Here is a 16,387-nt window from a genome sequence, read left to right on the forward strand (position 1 = left end):
ACTGACAGCAGGCTGAAGGCGGCAGTCCCGAAGCACTTCGAAGCGAAAGCAAGGAGCAACCATGCGGTATCGCAAGCTCGGCAGTTCGGACCTCGAGGTTTCGGAGATCTCGCTCGGGTCCTGGCTGACCTACTCCGGCGGCATCGAGGCCGACAAGACCCGGGCCTGCACGGAGGCGGCCTTCGACGCGGGCATCAACTTCTTCGACACCGCGAACGTCTACGGGCAGGGAGCCGCGGAGGCGGCCTGGGGCGAAATCCTCTCCACCCGCCCCCGCGACTCGTACATCCTGGCCACGAAGGTCTACTTCCCGATGTCGGACGATCCGGCCGACCAGGGGCTGTCCCCCCAGCAGATCGCCCGGCAGATCGACGCCTCCCTGACCCGTCTGAAGACCGACTACGTCGACCTCTACCAGGCGCACCGGTTCGACCCGTCCGTTCCCGTCGAGGACACCGTCGAGGCGTTCCGCCAGGTCGTCGAGGAGGGCAAGGCCCGCTACATCGGCTTCAGCGAGTGGACGCCGGAGCAGGTTCAGGCCGCCATCGACATCGCCGGCCCCGGCCTGTTCGTCTCCTCCCAGCCCCAGTACTCCATGCTCTGGCAGGCCCCCGAAGCCGAGATCTTCGCGCTGTGCGCCGCGAACGGCATCTCCCAGATCGTCTGGTCCCCCCTCGCCCAGGGGGTGCTGACCGGCAAGTACAAGCCTGGGCGCCCCGTCCCCGAGGGCAGCAGGTTCGCCTCCGCCGACATGGCGGTCTCCCAGGACCTCGTCTACAGCGACACCACCCTCGAAGCGGTCCAGCGTCTCGTTCCGATCGCGGAGGAGGCCGGGATGAGCCTGCCCACCCTCGCGCTGGCCTGGATCCTGCGCCGCACCGAGGTCGCCTCCGCCATCACCGGGGCCTCCCGCCCCGAACAGGTCCACGCCAACGCCGCCGCCTCCGGGGTAGAACTTTCCGGAGACCTGCTCACGGCCGTCGACCAGGCCCTCGGCGACGCGCCCGTCACGGAACCAGTCCTTGCTCCCGGGGCCCAGGCCGGCATCACGCACCGCTGACCGGGTCCAGCCTCCCTGCCACGCCATCGCAGCAGTAAGGGGAAGCACGGGCTTCTCTCGTGATCCCGGACATCCCGAGGTCAGTCGCAACGGAGGCGTGCAGATGCCGGTGCCTCGGCTTCGGCGTCTTTCAGAGAGCCGAAGCCGAGGCCGGCAGGCCGTCGAAGTCCCGCTCCAAGCCGGCTGCCGCCTGCTCGACACCGAGGCGGGCAGCGTCGGGGCACGGTCACAGCGCGGCGGAGGCGCTCTCCTCAGGGGGTGCCGATGCGCCCCACGGGTCGTGCGTCAGCGAGGGGACTTGCCGGTTGCCGGGGCGGTTGGCGCGTAGCGGCAGGTCGTCCCGGCGTCGATGACGCTCCGAGGCGGTGAGGTCACGGACGTGGACGTTCACGCGGCGGGTTCACCACCAGGCTTCTCAAGAGGCACCGCGCTGCCGCCACCCGGTATGACGAACTCGCCGTTCGCTACGAGGCGGCTGTGCTGGTCGCACTCGTCGACGAACGGCTGTACGCGGCATGTGGCCACGCCTCAAGCCCACACGTGAACACGCCTCAAGCCCACACCGCTTTGACCACGGCATGGCCTGCCGAAGCCGCCTGCCCGTAGAACTCTCGCAACTCCCGGTGGTGTTCGAGGTGCTCCTGCCTGGTCCAGCCGAGGGCGCTGAACCTGGCATCGACGACATTCCACAGATCATCGAAGGAAAGAGTCGTAAGGAAACGCGCGGCCTGCGACACTCCGGACGGCTCCAGAAGCATCAGCGGGGGATCGGATGGGTCCGCATCAGCGCTGTGGGGCACGGGGCGGCCGCCGTAGATCGGCAGTGTCCAGGGCTCGTCGGCGTCTTTGGAGAGGGCACCGGCCGCGGCATAGAAATCGTTGACAGCCTGCCAGCCCTTGTTGATCGAGTGGGCGATTCCTGCTGCGTACTCGGCTTCGTCGTTTTCCCAAGCTTCAGACATGAACGCGGCGAGCCAGGTGTGGTCGTCGCGGATGCCGGACTCGGCCACGGCACGAAAGTGCAGGTAGATGCTCACTACGAAGAATCCCTCAGCTCGACGACCCCCCTGTCGGGTCGAACGGACAGAACCTACTTGAGGACCTGACCCTGTGGGTCGTCGATGCCGATTCGCGCCGTCCGGCAGGACCTCCGGTACACAGCCTCAACCGTTCTTCATTTACCAGAATCCTCCGGGCTTGCCGATGACTCGAGGGTCTCGGGGCGTTGGACGGTCTTGCCGACGCTTCGGCTTTGCCGTCGCCGAAGCCCTCCTGCGACGGATCCCCTCCGGGACCTGAGGCCGGGCGACCGGCTGCCATCTACGCGCAACCTACCTCCCCTGTGGCCAGAGCGGACGCGGCGGCGCGTCACTGCCATAGATCGGGTGAGCCGCCCAACTGGCCTTTTCCAAAGCGTCTTTGGCCCACCGCCGAACCTAGGTCCGCGGGCTTGTAGGCTCCGGCCATGGACATTGGACCCCTTGAGCCTCATGGTGTCGAACTCATAACCGGGCTCGTTTGCTTCGGTGTTGTATTCGGCGTGCTTGCAAAGTTTCTCCTTCCTCGCGTCGAGAAGGTTATGGCGGAACGCGAAGATGCCATCGGCGGCACTCTTGACCGTGCCACGGCGACCCAGCGCGAAGCCGACACCATCCATGCCGAGTACAAAGCGCAACTCGCTGAGGCCTACCGAGAACTCGCCGCAACGCGCCAAGAGGCCCGGGAGCAGGGCGCCGCGATCATCGCCGCCGCTCGGGAAGAAGGACAGCGGCAGCGGGATGCCCTCGTGACAGACGCGCACGCCCAGCTGAACGTGGACAGAGCCCTCGCTGCAGCCGCTTTGAACGAGCACGTCCGGTATCTCGCCGTGGAGCTTGCGAGCCGAATCGTCGGAGAGCCCCTTCACGCCTTCGCCCACGACAACGACGTCATCGACCGGTTCCTCGACGAGCTGACCACAGAGCCTTCCCAAGGCCCCACGCCCTGAACCTGGCTTGGTTGCTGCTTCTTCCGGTCTCGAACTGGTTCGCTCACCTGGGATTCGCCGGAGGTGGGGGCGGCCTTCGTCCGATCATGTGCTCGGGCAAGGTGCACGTGACCAAGACGAAGGCCGTGAGAGTGAGCCTGCTGCCTGATGCCGTCCGGAGGGAAGCGCTCGCGGAAGACGACGGAGGGCCTGCCGCATGGCAATCGGGCCACCGGCCGCGATACGAGCGTCGTGTGCGTACGAGGACCCGGAGCGGATGCTGCGGCCCTCACCGGCAAAGTGATCAGCGCACTCGCGGACGCGCGAGCTGCTCGGGCGGTACGGGGCCCTGCCGGGGGTGCCGGCCTGGCGGCGGTGCCGGTCCCGTGGGGAAGCGAAACCGGCACCGAGGCGGGTCAGCCTGGCCAGGTGCCCGTGAGGCGGCGCGTGGCCACCGCGCCCGAGCGCTCAACCGCGGCCTTGACGACCGCGAAGATCGCGCCCTGGATAGCTGCGGCCAGCAGGATCTGCGGCCACGACCGGTCCTCGTCCGTGGCGTCGGGGGCGTCGCCCTCACCCTCGACGATCTTCCAGGTCTGCTTGAACGCGGCGCCCGCGAGCATGCCGCTCACCGCGCCCAAAGCCATGCTGACCGGCTTGTAGGCGATCTTGGACGCTTTCATCGGCGCCCCCGGCCACGACGCACCAGCAGGACGGCGGCCAGTGCCGCGCCGCCCGCCAGGAGGGGCTTGCGGTGGGCGCGGGCGAACGCCACCGCCCGGTCGGCCTTGGCGAGCAGGGGATCGGGGGTCTTCTCCGCCGCGTACTGTCCTGCCCGGGCCGCACCCTCCCGCACCTGCGCCGCGGCCTGCACGGTCTTCTCCCGTACGGGCTCCGGGGTCTTCTCCTTGACGAGCTGCGCTGCCTGCTCCGCCTTCTCCCGGATCTGGTCGGCCATCAGGGCCGCCTTCTCCGACGCCTGTTCCTTGGCGGCCGCGGCCTTCTCCTTGGCCTGCGCCTTGACGTCGGCCTTGGCGGCCAGGGCTTCGACGGTCTGCCCGAGTTCGTCGCGGGTCCGCTCGACCTGCTCGCGCAGTTCCTCGGAGTGGGAGGCGTCGGGAACGGGGGTGCCTATGTTGGTCCTGGACTCTTCGTTCATCGGTGTGCCTTTTCCTTGATCTCGGCCAGATCGGCCTTGACGCTGTCGACGGTCTGCTCGGGAGCGGGGGATCCGGCCTCGGCGATCTGCTTCTTGCCGGCCAGTGCGGCCACGGCGGCCGCCACCGCCAGTACCGCCGTGACGATGAGGGCCGATGCCCACACCGGCAGGACCAGCGAGAGGGCCACGATGCAGGTCGCCATCAGCGCCTGGGCGGCCAGCATCCCGATGAAGCCGGCGGCGCCGAAGAGGCCACCGCCCTTGCCGTACCGCTTGCCCTTCTGCGCCATTTCCGCCCTGGCCAGCCGCATCTCCTCGCGGACCAGCTCCGACATCTGTTGCGAAGCGCGCGAAACCAGGCCGCCCACCGAGTCGTCGGCGGCGTGGGCCTGTCGCTCCACCGTGCTCATGTCGAGGTCACCTTGCCTTCCTCTGTCTGTCGGGATCGTCGGCCGCGCGTGACGTCCGACGCGACGTCAGCCGTCATCTCGCATCTCCCAGCCGTGCACGCCTTGTCCGGGCTCGCCTACCCCGCAACCGCCCGCACACCCGTCCCGGACGGAACGACCTCCTGGGGTGGAGGAGTTTGGGCCCTCACCACGCGCGGTGGCCGGTCCCGCCACGGGCCCCGGTCCGCACCCGGCGGCGCGCATCCCGTCGATCAACCGCCGCGGGCACACCGACGGCCGGCCCCGCACCGCGACCGGCGCAACCCCGCCTCGGGGGCGGGGTGATCGTCCAGATGACCAGAGGGGGGTGCTGGGCGGCCCCGGTGTCAGTGCTCCCCCAGGGGCCGGTGGGCGCGGGGCGGCAGGAAGGACCTGCGTCGCTCGGGCCCGGACCTGTTCATGGTCGTGCCGGCGCGCCCCCGCCATGCTGTGGCGACGCCGCGGGCAGTTCCACCGTGATGCGGAGCCCGCCGCCGGAGCGCGGGGCGAGAGTGAGCGTTCCGTCGTGTGCGTGGGTGATGGACTTGGCGATCGCCAGGCCGAGACCGACCCCGGGGTGATCCGTGTGCCGGCGCTCGGTGCCGCGCTGGAACGGCTCGGTGAGTGTCGCGACGAGCTCCGGGGCGACCTCCTCGCCGGTGTTCTCGACGGTGAGCAGCACCGTCTCGGGGCTGACCCGGGTGGTCACCCATACGCTGCCCTGTTCGGGTTGGTTGTGGACGATCGCGTTGTGCGTGAGGTTGGTGACGAGCTGCAGCAGGAGCGCCGGCGATCCGATCGTGGGGGCGATGTCTCCGTCGGTCTCCAGGGTGACGCCATGCTTTTCCGCGAGAGGAAGGAGCGTTTCGGCGGATTCTTCCGCCACGAGGGACAGGTCCACGCGCTCCCGCGTGAAGGACTGCCCGTTGACCCGGCTGAGCAGAAGCAATGCTTCAGTGAGGCCGATGGCCCGGGTGTTGACGTCGTGAAGGCGGTCGATGAGGGGGTCGGCGGCCCGGCTCGGATCGGCACGGGCCACGTCGAGGAGTGACTTCGAGACCGCGAGCGGGGTGCGCAGCTCGTGGGAGGCGTTGGCCGCGAACCTCTGCTGTTCACCGACGTGCGCCTCGAACCGAGCGAGCATCACGTCGAAGGCGTCCGCGAGTTCGCGGAACTCGTCCTGGCGGCCAGGCAGCCGGATGCGGTGGGAGAGTGATCCGTTAGCGGCCGTGCGGGTGGCGTGCATGATGTGGTTCAGCGGGGCGAGCATGCGGCCGGCCAGGAGCCACCCTCCCCCGAGCCCGAACAGCAGGAGGAACAGCATCGTCATGGCCGCCATCGGAGCGAAGTCACGCGCGACGGAGAGTTCGTAGTCGGGCATGAAGATGAGCCCGATGTGCTTCACACGGGTGAGGAACAGCCACCCGGTCATGAGCATCAGGGCGCCGGCCAGCATGAGGAATCCGGTGTAGCTGAGGGTGAGCTTGAGGCGGACGCTCGGTCCGGGCCGCCTATCCACGGTGCGCTCCCTCACGGCCGTTCCCGGGTGCTGTGTCGATGCGGTAGCCGACGCCGGGCACGGTCGCGATGATCCAGGGTTCGCCGAGGCGCTTACGCAGTGCCGAGACGGTGATGCGCACAGCGTTGGTGAACGGGTCGGCGTTCTCGTCCCACGCCCGTCGCAGAAGTTCCTCGGCACTGACGACACCGCCTTCCGCGGCGACGAGGACTTCGAGTACGGCGAACTGCTTACGGGTCAACGCCACATAACGGTCGTCCCGGTAGACCTCGCGACGGAATGGATCCAGGCGCAGGCCCGCGACTTCCCGCACGGGAGGCCTGGCGTGCGCGCGCCTACGGTCGAGTGCTCTGAGTCTGAGCACCAGTTCCCGCAGCTCGAAGGGTTTGGTGAGGTAGTCGTCGGCGCCGAGTCCGAACCCGGATGCCTTGTCGTCGAGGCGGTCGGCCGCGGTGAGCATGAGGATCGGCATGCCGCTTCCGGAGGTGCCGATGCGTTTTGCGACCTCGTCCCCTGAGGGTCCGGGGATGTCGCGGTCGAGGACCGCGATGTCGTAGGTGTTGATGCGCAGCAGTTCCAGCGCGGTGTCGCCGTCACCCGCGATGTCGGCCGCGATCGCCTCCAAGCGCAGGCCGTCGCGGATGGCTTCCGCCATATATGGCTCGTCCTCGACGATCAACACACGCATGGGGTTGATGCTACGAGTCGACGCATATCGTCGGCGTATCGAAAAGCACATACGCGCTGGAAACACCGGGCTGCCTTGAATGGCGGCATGCATCGCCCGGCACCTCCGACACGGACGGCACCCCACGGGACAGCCCTGCGCTCTCTGCTCACGACAGCCGCCGTCCGGCAGCAGCTGAAGCACCCGGCCTCCTGGTCGTCCGCTCACCTCGATGACCCGAGGGTCTGGCTGCCCGCTGGGTGGCCCCTGCGGACGTGCCTTCCCCTGTGGGGGGAACGCGGTCGCCCCAGGGCAGTCAGGTGGGACGGTCTGTCCGGCGACCGTCGACAGGTGCCCGATCATGTATGCCGACCCCACCCAGGACCCGAGGACGCAGCAGTGACCGCAGTGAGCGAGGACAGACGATGACGCAGGTCGACACGGCGAAGACCGGACAGGGTGGCGCCGGCCGCCGGGGCACCGGCTCCCGTGCCGGGCGCGCGGGCATCCGCCGGGTGGTAGATGCCCTCTCCCGGCCCGGCCCCTGGAGGCGCGGCCTGGTGCTCGCGGCGTCGGCGGTGCTCCTGGGGCTGGTTCTGCTGCTGCACGCGCACATCACGGACCGCGGGGGGCTCGGCAGTCTGGTGGAGACCTGCCTGCCGTGGTTCGGCCTGGTCGTCCCCGTCCTGCTGATCGGGGCACTGTGGCGTCGCTCCGTCTCCGCGGTCGTCGCGCTGCTCCTGCCCGGCGTGGTGTGGCTGGACCTCTTCGGCGGGCTGTTCGGCGGCGGGTCCCACGCGGCAAGCGACACCGGCCTCACTGTGGCCGAGCACAACGTCGCCGCCGGCAACCCCGACCCGGCCGGCACCGCCCGCGACCTGGCAGCCTCCGGGGCGGACGTGCTCGCCCTGGTGGAACTGACTCCGGAGGCCCTGGTTCCGTACGAGAAGGGCTTGGCGGGGGCATACCGGTACCACACGGTGCAGGGCACGGTCGGGTTGTGGAGCACGTTCCCGCTGTCGGAAGTCCAGCCGATCGATATCACCGACTTCGGGCCCCTGGCGGCCACCAAGCCGGCCGACGTCAAGCTGGTCTCCAACCGAGCGCTGCGCGCCACCGTGGCCACGGGCCAGGGCCCCCTGACGGTGTACGTGGCCCACCTGGGGTCCGTACGGCTGATGCCCAGAGGCGGCTTCTGGACGGACAGCAGGGACCGCGACGCGCAGGCGCTCGCCGAGGCCGTCGCCGGTGAGCGGAACGAGCGGGTCGTACTGCTAGGGGACCTCAACGGCACCACGGACGACCGCGCACTCGACGGCCTCACCTCACAGTTGCGCTCCGTCCAGGCCGAGGCCGGGGACGGCTTCGGCTTCACCTGGCCGACGCGGTTCCCGGTGGCGCGGATCGACCAGATCCTGGTCCGCGGCGTGGAGCCGACGAGCTCCTGGGTGCTGCCGGCCACCGGCAGCGACCACCTGCCGGTCGCTGCCGGCATCAGCTGGTGACTGCTTTGCTCCTTGCTCCTTGCTCCTTGCTCCTGCGGTAGGGATGGGCGGGCTCGGGGGGCAGCGGAGCACACCCGTCCGGTCGTGGTCCGCCCGGCTCCGTGAGCTCTGCCGGGCCGGTTACAGGGGAGCGTCGGCCAGGGCGACGGTCAGTGCGTCCTCGTCCCGCGTGAGGTGCTCGATCGTGACCGAACCGGCCGCACCGTCGTAACTCCCGGTGCCGCCGGTGATCGCGAAGACGTGTGACCACTGCCGCGCATTGGCCGGCAGTTCGGTCACGGCAGGAAGGGGTCGCTGGAAGGCGGTGGCAGCCGTGATCATGCCGTCGTCGAGGTTCAGGACGAGTGTCGCCATGACGAACGAGCCGTCCGGCCCCACGGTGACGGGCAGGCAGTGCGCGTTCTCGGTGCCCACGCTGCGGCCCTCGGCGTCCGTCAGGTCGTACCGGACGAAGTACGGGATGCCGGCCGTGAGCACGTCCGGGATGTTCGCGCCGGTACGCGTGCCCTTCAGGGTGATCTGACGGGCGGCTTCGCGTGCCGCGTGGGCGGTGCCACCGGTTCCGGCAACCAGTCCCCCGGCGATTGTCGCCGCCGACGCCAGTTGCAGAATGCTCCTGCGCTTCATGTCAGTCATCGCCTGCCTCACACCCCTGCTCCTCGTGTGTCCGGGCACGCTCGCACCCCACAGGTAACGGTCCTCGAGAGCAGAACGGGTCGCCCCGTGCCCGCAATTCACCGGAACGCAGGAACGCGGGAACGCGGAAACGCGGAAACGCGGAAACGCGGGAAGCGGTCGGGGAGACGCTCCACCGCAGGGTGGCTCCACCGCGAGCCGGTTGCGCGGCGCCCTTCACCTTCCTGCGCGGTCGAGGGCGTCGCGTAGTTGGTTTCGACTGCTGATACCCAGCTTCGGGAACACTTGATAGAGGTGGAAACCGACGGTTCGGGCGGACAGGAACAGCTGCTCGCCGATCTGCCGGTTGGTCAGACCCGTCGCCGCCAGACGTGCGATCTGCAGCTGCTGGGGCGTCAAACGCTGTGCTGCGTCGGGCCCGTCCTCCACGCCGCGCACAAGTACCCGGCAGGCGCGCAGCTCCCCCATCGTCCGCTCCACCCACGGGCGCGCCCCCAAGCGCTCGAACACCGTCAGCGCTCTCGCGAGCTCGCCGCGCGCGTCACCCACCCGGCGTCTGCGACGCAGCCACTCTCCGAATTCCATGGTGACGACCGCCCGTTCGAAGGGCCACTGCTCGGCAAGCGGGTCCTCCACCACCGCGCGGAACAGCGCCTCCGCCTCGTCCCCCTCGCACAACAGGGCCCGCGCGCGCCCCACGATCAGTCGCACACGCGGTGACATCCCCTCGCCCAATTGCCGCTCCACCGAGTCCACGACCACCGCCGCCTCCGGCTGCCGCCCCACCCGGACCGCAGCGGCGGCAAGGTCCCCCACGCCGTAGAAGGAGCAGTGATAGTGCACAGGCTGCGGATCCGGGCCTGCGGTGAACAGCCCCCGCAGCGACTCGAACTCCATCGAGCGATCACCTTCCACGGCCGCCACCGCAGCCCGCACCATCGCCGCACGCACCCCCAGCGCACGCCGCTCCGACACGTCCGTCCCCGCGGCTGCCTGCTCGATCAGACTCCGCGCCTCGTCCGTGTCCCCTCGCAGTGCCGAAATCATCGCATCGACGTACAGCGCCGCCCACTCCACCGTCTCCAGGTGGTTCTCCGCGGCCACCCGCCGTGCTTCCCCGGCGGACGCCCGAGCGGCGTCCCACGCTCCGGCATCCAGCTGCGCCAACGCCAGCAACTGTGCCAGCACCACGTCGGACCCCACAGCCGTCACCGTGCGCAGATGCTCCAGCGCCGAGCTGATCCACCGCACGGCCGATGCCGTGTCGTCCAGGACCCAAGCAGCTCCACCCAGCAGCTTTATCCGGTAGGGCTCCCCGTCCACCTCTGCTGCCGCCCGGTCCAGCAGCTCCATCACACTCCGTCGGTGCCCGAAAGGGTCACAACTGGCACGTGCCCACACATGTTCACACAGACTGCTCGCGTCAACCGGTATCTCGGCCAGCAGACCCAGGGCGAGTCGACGAGAGACCTCATCGCCGCTGCTGTACACGACGACCGCTCCGCGAACCAGGGCGTCCAGCGCCATCATCGGCGCGCCTTCGATCTTGCCCCTCGCCAGGGGCAAGAGCTCGGACAACGCCGCCTCGTGCCGGCCGGTCACCGACAGTGCCCACCCCCTGCGCTGCACCGCCTCCGTCAGCATCGCCGCATCGTCGGTCGTCGTCGCCACCTTCACCGCCAACGACTCCACCCACCACGGCTCGCCCGCGCGCATCGCGGCTTCGCAGGCGTCCAGCCACCGGCGCGCCCGCAACCACCCGTGCTCGCTCAACTGTCCCGCGCGCTCCAACGCGGCGGCCGCCGCCCGATACCCGCCACGTCGACGCGCTCGTTCCGCCGTCTCCACCAACGCGACCGCGACCGACTCGTCCGGTGCCAAGGATGCTGCGGCGAGATGCCATGCCCGCCGGTCCGGTTCACTCTCCAATCGCTCGGCCAGCAGCAGGTGCGCCTCCCTGCGTTCCGAGAATGACGCCGCCCCGTACACCACCGAGCGCATCAGCGGGTGGCGGAACCGCACGCCCCCGCCGCCCAAGCGCACGAACCCCGCATCCTCCGCCGCGGACCACGTTTCGATGCCCCCGTCCGGGTCGGACGCCGACGCCGCCGACATAGCCGCACCCGTGTCCGGCGCTTCCGCGACCGCCATGATCAACAGCATCCGCCGCGTCGCCTTCGGCAGCGCGGTCAACCGGTCCGCCGGTACCTCCCCAAGGCGGGCCAGCACCGAGGGCGCTACTCCCACGCCCCCCTCCAGCATCGAGGTACCCGCCTTCGCCGCGGCATGCGCCAACTCGACGAGCGCCAGGGGATTGCCCTCCGCCAGCCGCAGCACCTGTCCCCGCGCCCAGCCCCGCGGAACCACCGGTTGCGTGTCCAGCAGGTGTCCGGCCGCCTCGTCCGACAGCGGTCCCAGTATCAGCTGCTCGAATGCGGACCACATCGACAGGCACGTGCTCCCGTCACGCACCGTGGCCAAGAGACTCACCGGTTCGTCGGAGATACGTCGCGCGACGAACAGCAGCGTCTCCGAGGTGCGGGCGTCGAGCCACTGCAGGTCATCGACGACCATCGTCAGCGGTCGACGGCGGGCGGACATCAGCAGCAGGTCCAAAGCCGCCCGTGCGACCGTGAAGGTGTCCTCGTTGCCGTCCGGAGGCTGGAGATCGGGGCTGTGCACCCCGAGGGCTCGCGACAGTGCCGAGCGGTGCGGAATCGGCAAGTCGGTCAGCTGAGGCAGCAGGGGTTTCAACAGCCGGCGGAGGGCTCCGTATTCGAGCGCCAGCTCCTCTCGATTGCCGGCGCAGCCGAGCACGTCGGACCCGCGCCGCTTCGCCTCCGCGGTGACGGCTGTCAGCAGCGTGCTCTTACCGGAACCGGGCTCTCCCACCAGCACGAGGGCGCTTGCATGCTCCGAAAAGACCCTGTGGGCCGTACGCGCGAGCTCCGACTCCCGCACCGTGCCCTTGGCGGAGGGTTCGGCCTCCATGGGTTCACGCACCATGGCCCGCACCCGTTCCGTCCGAGGACCGAGCATCGCTGAGTGACGCGTGCTCGCATCGGTGGCGCTCACCCGCACCGCTCCCGGACACCCCCGAAGAGGCGACCGCGGCCCTACGATCACGCACCCCGGGCATCCGGCCGGTGTCAATCACTGCGGTTTTCCCTACGTGCGCTTCCCTGCATCGGCCGGAAGCACCGCGGCAGCGGTCAGAGGAGAGGCGACGTGCGAGCGTTCGCCCCGCCCCCGGACGCGAGACGTCGTTCGCCCAGGTACAGGCCGCGACAGCAGCGCTCCAGAGTCGGGACACGTCGGTCACGTTCTCCTAGCCTCCCATGGGGCCGCCCCCAGCCTCCAGCCAAGTCGACACGCCCTGGTAGGGGGTACGCGGCAAGCAGCACCACGATGGGCCGCATGCGTGTTCCCCAACCCGACGTAATCGGAAACTACCACGGGAAACAGACATTCCCGAAGGCCGGTTCTGGACCGCGTATCCGAACCGCGAGGGGAGTCGGCGGCTCGGGCCTTGAACCGGATGGATCCCCGAGGGACCGGCTGTCCTCCGGCTCAGCCGCGTACCTCGGCGGGCGCCACTGCCTCGACGGTGCCGCCCGCCCGCCAGGCCCCTCCCCCGCCCCGCCTTCGGGAGCGCCCCGCACGTCCCGTCCGCTCAGTGCGAGTACGGCACCGACGGCAGGGCGAAGTTGTTGTCGAACAGGTGGTCGGGGTCGTACCGCGCTTTGAGGGTGATGAGCCGGTCCAACACCGGGCCTGGGAAGGCCTCCTCCAGTTGCTGCCGTCCGGTGCGGGTTTCGAAGCTCAGGTAGAGCCCGTTCAGGTGCGGGTGGAGCCGCTCCCAGCCCTGATCGAGGTCTTTGAGCAGGGCTGGAACGGTGGCGGCCATCAGGGAGAAGTTCTGGGTGCGGTGGGAGTAGGCCGTGGCCGTGGGCGGTGTGTCGTTGACCGCCGCGCCGACCGCCCGTAGTTGCACCATGCCGGCCGCCTTCATCAGCGCTGTCATGCCTTCGGCGGCGGGAAGGGTGATGTGGTCCAGGAGTCCGGAGCGGGACACGGTGAGCTGTTGCTGCGCACGCTGCGGCTCGTGCCCGGCGGGCAACAGCTCGTGGTACGGGGTGACGAATGCCTGGTTGCGCAGGACCGGTCCGGCCGACAGCACGGGAGCGAGAGCGGAGCGTACCTGCGCCGCGTCGCTGCCGGCGTACACGGTCATCACCTGGGCCACGGCTTTCCCACTGCGGCCCGCGATCAGCGTCAAGAAGCTGGTGAGCGCGCGGGGGGCCGCCTCCACGGCTGCTCCCCACCGTGTGAGGAGCGCAGCCGCGTCGGCGGCGTCGTAGACGGTCACGGCCACGGTCACGTCGCGGACCGGCTCGGCCTGGAACTCGAAGGCCGTCGCCACCCCGAAGTTCGCCCCGGCCCCGCGCACGGCCCAGAACAGGTCAGGCTCGTGGGCGGCGTCGGTGCGCACCACTGACCCGTCGGCCAGGACGAGCTCGGCGGCACGCATGTGGTCGATGGTCAGGCCGTGCAGGCGGGACATGAGGCCGATGCCGCCGGCGGTCGCCAACCCGCCGACCCCCACGTCGCCGGTGTCCCCGGAGGACAGGCCCAGGCCGTGGGGTGCGAGCGTTGCGGCGACGTCTCCCCAGCGGGCGCCCGCCCCCACACGCACCAGGCCGGAGCGGCTGTCCAGGACCTCCACCGTGTTGAGCCGCGAGAGGTCGATGACGAGGCCGCCGTCGTTGGTGGACCGGCCGCTGATGCCGTGGCCACCGCTGCGCGCGGTCACGGGCACCTGGGCGGATCGAGCGTGGGCCAGTGCGTCTGCTACGTCCTGGTGATGCCGTGCGCGTATCACCGCGGCGGGGGATCCGGAGCGGGTGTAGGTGTGGCGTACACCTTCGTATGCGGGGTCTCCGGGCCGGATGGCGGCCGTGACCAGGTTGTCGGGGAGTGCGAACTTCGGCAGGGGTGGTGTCCCGGCGGTGGTGCCCATGGGTGCTCCGCGTGGATGAGGGGGTTCGGGTGCGTCCGTCACTTCGGCGGTGTGGTTCGTACGCCGTGGGCGCGGGTGATCAGGTACTGGAGCGGGTCCTTGACGTGTGGGCCGATGCCGGCGATGAGGCGCCCGGCGTGCCGTCCGAGATCCTCGGCGCTGAACCAGCCTGGGCTGTCCGCTCCGATCGCCGCGCGCGGGCGGGTACGAACGGGCCCGATGATCAACTCGTAGATCCGGGGGCCGGCTCCGTCCAACTCCGCCGTCAGGGAGCTCACCAGCGACTTCTTCGCCGCGTTGGTCGCGCCCACGAGAGCGGCATACGGGTAGGGGATCTCCGCGCTGAAGCCACTCAGGTGAACCAGGGCACCCTTGCGCGACAGGAGCGGGGTGAGCGCGCGCAGCGCGTGGAAGTGACTCGTCAGGTTCGATGCGATCATCGACTGCCACTCGGCGTCGGAGGTGTCGAGAATGCCGGTACGCTCCGGGCTGCCCCAGTCGCCGATGGTGATGACCGCGCCGTCCAGCGCGCGGTAGGCGGACAGTTCGGCGCGCACCGACTCGCTGTCGGCGTCGCCGACGTCGATCCTGTGGGTGATCAAGGTCCCCGGGCCGACGTCCTTCGTGTAGGCCGTGAGCCCGGCGAGTCGTTCCTCGCTGCGGCCGGTGGCCACGACGGTGGCGCCCTGGCGCAGCAGTGCGAGAGTCATTCCCTCGCCGACGCCGCCGGTCGCGCCCGCCACCATGACGGTGCGTCCTGACAGCGGTGGGTTTTCCTGTATGTCGTTCATGGGGGCGAATCCCTCTTCTTTCTGTAAGGCGGACGCTGACCCCCCGCGAGGCGGGCGGACGAGGGCGGCCCGGATGGCCGCCCACGAGGTTCAGGCGGACGCGGCCGAGTGCGTGCCCAGTTCGACGGCGTTGACGAAGGACCGGGCGCTCATGGCCATGGCCGGCACGTTCTCCTGCATCAGGCGCATGCGGTGCGGGGCGTCGTGGAACTTGGGGTCGAGCTGGAACTCCGCGGCCAGGGAGAACCAGGTGACCGGGGTCGCTCCGGCCTGGACCATGCGCTGCACCGCCGCGGTGTGCGCCTCGGGCGAGGGGCTGCCGGAGGCGTCGACCGCCACGTGCACGCGGTAACCCGCGCGCAGGCCGCCCAGCACGGTCTGCAGCACGCAGCCGTCGGTGGCGATTCCGCCGATGACCAGGTTCTTCCGGCCCGCCGCCCGGACCGCCTGGGCGAACGACTCGTCGAGGAAGGCGTTGAAGTCGACTGTGCGCTCGATGACGGGGTGGTCGCCGATGGCTGCCAGCAGCTCGGGATACAGCGGGCCGGAAGGCTTGCTGGACTCCCCGTTGGTCACCACCAGGCCGCTCTCGTACCACTTCGCCGTCTTCGCCAGGCCTACGACGTTGTTGATGTGGTCGGTGAGGTTGTGGGAGCGAAGGAGATTCGCGAAACCGACGGCGTAGTCGACCAGCACGACAGTGGTGTTGGCGGGGGTGAGGGGTTCAAGAGCCATGGCAGGGCTTCTTCCGATCAAGGTGCATGGGTGCTGTATCGGTCACGTAGCGCGTGTAGTCGGCGCTACGAGCCGGCCGTTGGACGAAGGTGGCCGCCGAGCTGTTGACGGGCGGCCGCCTCCCTTCTCGCGGTGCGACCGGTCAACGGGGCACGGTGGCCGATGTCATCGTTCCTCTCCCCCGCCCATGAGTCATCGGTCAAATGACTGCCGCCCCGCATACCTCGTGCGTACGTGGTCCGGAGCATGTGTCGGGTGACGCACACGTATGCTGAGCGGCGTGCACTGCGGGAGGCGAGCTCCGCGAAGAGTTCCCAGACGCACAAGGGACTGACCCGCAGGGGAGAGCGGCCTCACGCCGTCCGTGAAGGCGAGGAGCTGCGGGCGATGAAGCCCGGCGACCTGCTGTCCTGGCGGTCATGCGCGCAGTTCACCCGGTGAGGAAATCGGAACGCGCCGACGGGTCGTAGGGCCGCCGGTGGCGACGGCCGAGTCGTTCGTTGCGTCGCCGGGACACGGGACCACGAACGTCAGTCATCTGACAGATGCGACGCAGAGCCCCCAAAACGAACATTGCGGCATGGAAACCTCGCCTTGCCAGGAGGGCGGGGAGGAAGGAGGAGGAGAATGCGCACTCAACCGCGTCCGTTGTTGAGCGACTGGGGTTGGCAGGAGCGAGCCGCTTGCCGGGGGATGAACAGTGCCACCTTCTACTCCCCGCACGGGGAGCGCGGCGAGGAGCGCCGGAAGCGGGAGGCGACTGCCCGCAGCATCTGCCATGGATGCGAGGTCATCGAGGAGTGTGCCGCCATGGCGGTGGACTACGAGGAGCGCTACGGCGTGTGGGGCGGGATGTCGCCGCGCGAGCGCGGGTCTGCCCGGTGCTGAGACGAGGGTGGCC

At 69.7% G+C, this 16,387-nt stretch carries 17 protein-coding genes; 5 read left to right on the forward strand and 12 right to left on the reverse strand.

Going from position 1 to position 16,387, the window contains the following annotated elements; genetic code table 11:
* The first annotated feature begins 61 nt into the window (after positions 1–61).
* On the forward strand, positions 62–1,060 hold the full coding sequence (locus ABZ454_RS24065; RefSeq protein ID WP_359540741.1) for an aldo/keto reductase family protein: 999 nt from the start codon (positions 62–64) through the stop codon (positions 1,058–1,060).
* A gap of 226 nt (positions 1,061–1,286) precedes the next feature.
* On the opposite strand, the gene ABZ454_RS24070 is transcribed toward ABZ454_RS24065, so the two are convergent.
* A complete protein-coding gene (locus ABZ454_RS24070) occupies positions 1,287–1,451 on the reverse strand; it encodes a hypothetical protein (protein WP_359540744.1) in 165 nt (54 codons plus the stop codon).
* 160 nt (positions 1,452–1,611) lie between these two features.
* On the reverse strand, positions 1,612–2,097 hold the full coding sequence (locus ABZ454_RS24075; RefSeq protein ID WP_359540747.1) for a DUF1877 family protein: 486 nt from the start codon (positions 2,095–2,097) through the stop codon (positions 1,612–1,614).
* Positions 2,098–2,525: 428 nt separating this feature from the next.
* On the opposite strand from ABZ454_RS24075, the gene atpF reads away from it, so the two are divergent.
* Entirely contained in the window at positions 2,526–3,047 is a 522-nt protein-coding gene (gene atpF, locus ABZ454_RS24080; protein ID WP_359540749.1) for a F0F1 ATP synthase subunit B, read from the forward strand.
* A 395-nt stretch (positions 3,048–3,442) separates the two neighbouring features.
* Here the strand turns inward: atpF and ABZ454_RS24085 are convergent, their stop codons facing one another.
* The 5 genes from ABZ454_RS24085 to ABZ454_RS24105 form a co-directional block, all read right to left on the reverse strand.
* Positions 3,443–3,709, reverse strand: coding sequence for a DUF4235 domain-containing protein (locus tag ABZ454_RS24085; RefSeq protein ID WP_356321877.1), 267 nt, complete (start codon positions 3,707–3,709; stop codon positions 3,443–3,445).
* On the reverse strand, positions 3,706–4,185 hold the full coding sequence (locus ABZ454_RS24090) for a DUF3618 domain-containing protein (protein WP_359540751.1): 480 nt from the start codon (positions 4,183–4,185) through the stop codon (positions 3,706–3,708). The genes ABZ454_RS24085 and ABZ454_RS24090 overlap by 4 nt, the downstream gene beginning before the upstream one ends.
* Complete coding sequence (locus ABZ454_RS24095; protein WP_359540754.1) at positions 4,182–4,595, reverse strand: phage holin family protein; 414 nt, start codon at positions 4,593–4,595, stop codon at positions 4,182–4,184. Before ABZ454_RS24095 ends, ABZ454_RS24090 begins: the two co-directional genes overlap by 4 nt.
* Before the next feature lie 436 nt (positions 4,596–5,031).
* Positions 5,032–6,132: a HAMP domain-containing sensor histidine kinase gene (locus ABZ454_RS24100; protein ID WP_359540757.1), complete on the reverse strand. Its 1,101-nt coding sequence runs from the start codon at positions 6,130–6,132 to the stop codon at positions 5,032–5,034.
* Positions 6,125–6,820: a response regulator transcription factor gene (locus ABZ454_RS24105; RefSeq protein ID WP_359540760.1), complete on the reverse strand. Its 696-nt coding sequence runs from the start codon at positions 6,818–6,820 to the stop codon at positions 6,125–6,127. Before ABZ454_RS24105 ends, ABZ454_RS24100 begins: the two co-directional genes overlap by 8 nt.
* Before the next feature lie 404 nt (positions 6,821–7,224).
* Here ABZ454_RS24105 and ABZ454_RS24110 point away from each other — a divergent pair, with 404 nt between their 5' ends.
* Positions 7,225–8,304, forward strand: coding sequence for an endonuclease/exonuclease/phosphatase family protein (locus tag ABZ454_RS24110; RefSeq protein WP_359540762.1), 1,080 nt, complete (start codon positions 7,225–7,227; stop codon positions 8,302–8,304).
* Between the two features lie 120 nt (positions 8,305–8,424).
* Here ABZ454_RS24110 and ABZ454_RS24115 read toward each other — a convergent pair whose 3' ends face one another.
* From ABZ454_RS24115 to ABZ454_RS24135, 5 genes are all read right to left on the reverse strand, one after another.
* Positions 8,425–8,940, reverse strand: coding sequence for a hypothetical protein (locus ABZ454_RS24115; protein ID WP_359540763.1), 516 nt, complete (start codon positions 8,938–8,940; stop codon positions 8,425–8,427).
* Positions 8,941–9,156: 216 nt separating this feature from the next.
* Positions 9,157–11,931, reverse strand: coding sequence for an AAA family ATPase (locus tag ABZ454_RS24120; RefSeq protein ID WP_359540766.1), 2,775 nt, complete (start codon positions 11,929–11,931; stop codon positions 9,157–9,159).
* A gap of 682 nt (positions 11,932–12,613) precedes the next feature.
* Positions 12,614–13,960 carry an FAD-binding oxidoreductase gene (locus ABZ454_RS24125; protein ID WP_359540768.1) on the reverse strand — a complete coding sequence of 449 codons (1,347 nt, stop codon included), beginning with the start codon at positions 13,958–13,960 and terminating at the stop codon, positions 12,614–12,616.
* A gap of 38 nt (positions 13,961–13,998) precedes the next feature.
* Positions 13,999–14,751 carry an SDR family oxidoreductase gene (locus ABZ454_RS24130; protein WP_359540770.1) on the reverse strand — a complete coding sequence of 251 codons (753 nt, stop codon included), beginning with the start codon at positions 14,749–14,751 and terminating at the stop codon, positions 13,999–14,001.
* 90 nt (positions 14,752–14,841) lie between these two features.
* On the reverse strand, positions 14,842–15,486 hold the full coding sequence (locus ABZ454_RS24135; protein ID WP_359540772.1) for an isochorismatase family protein: 645 nt from the start codon (positions 15,484–15,486) through the stop codon (positions 14,842–14,844).
* A 255-nt stretch (positions 15,487–15,741) separates the two neighbouring features.
* Here ABZ454_RS24135 and ABZ454_RS24140 point away from each other — a divergent pair, with 255 nt between their 5' ends.
* Entirely contained in the window at positions 15,742–15,927 is a 186-nt protein-coding gene (locus ABZ454_RS24140) for a hypothetical protein (protein WP_359540774.1), read from the forward strand.
* A gap of 186 nt (positions 15,928–16,113) precedes the next feature.
* Positions 16,114–16,374, forward strand: coding sequence for a WhiB family transcriptional regulator (locus tag ABZ454_RS24145; RefSeq protein WP_359540775.1), 261 nt, complete (start codon positions 16,114–16,116; stop codon positions 16,372–16,374).
* Positions 16,375–16,387: the final 13 nt, after the last annotated feature.

The organism is Streptomyces sp. NPDC005803 (genome assembly GCF_040630435.1).
GTDB lineage: Bacteria > Actinomycetota > Actinomycetes > Streptomycetales > Streptomycetaceae > Streptomyces.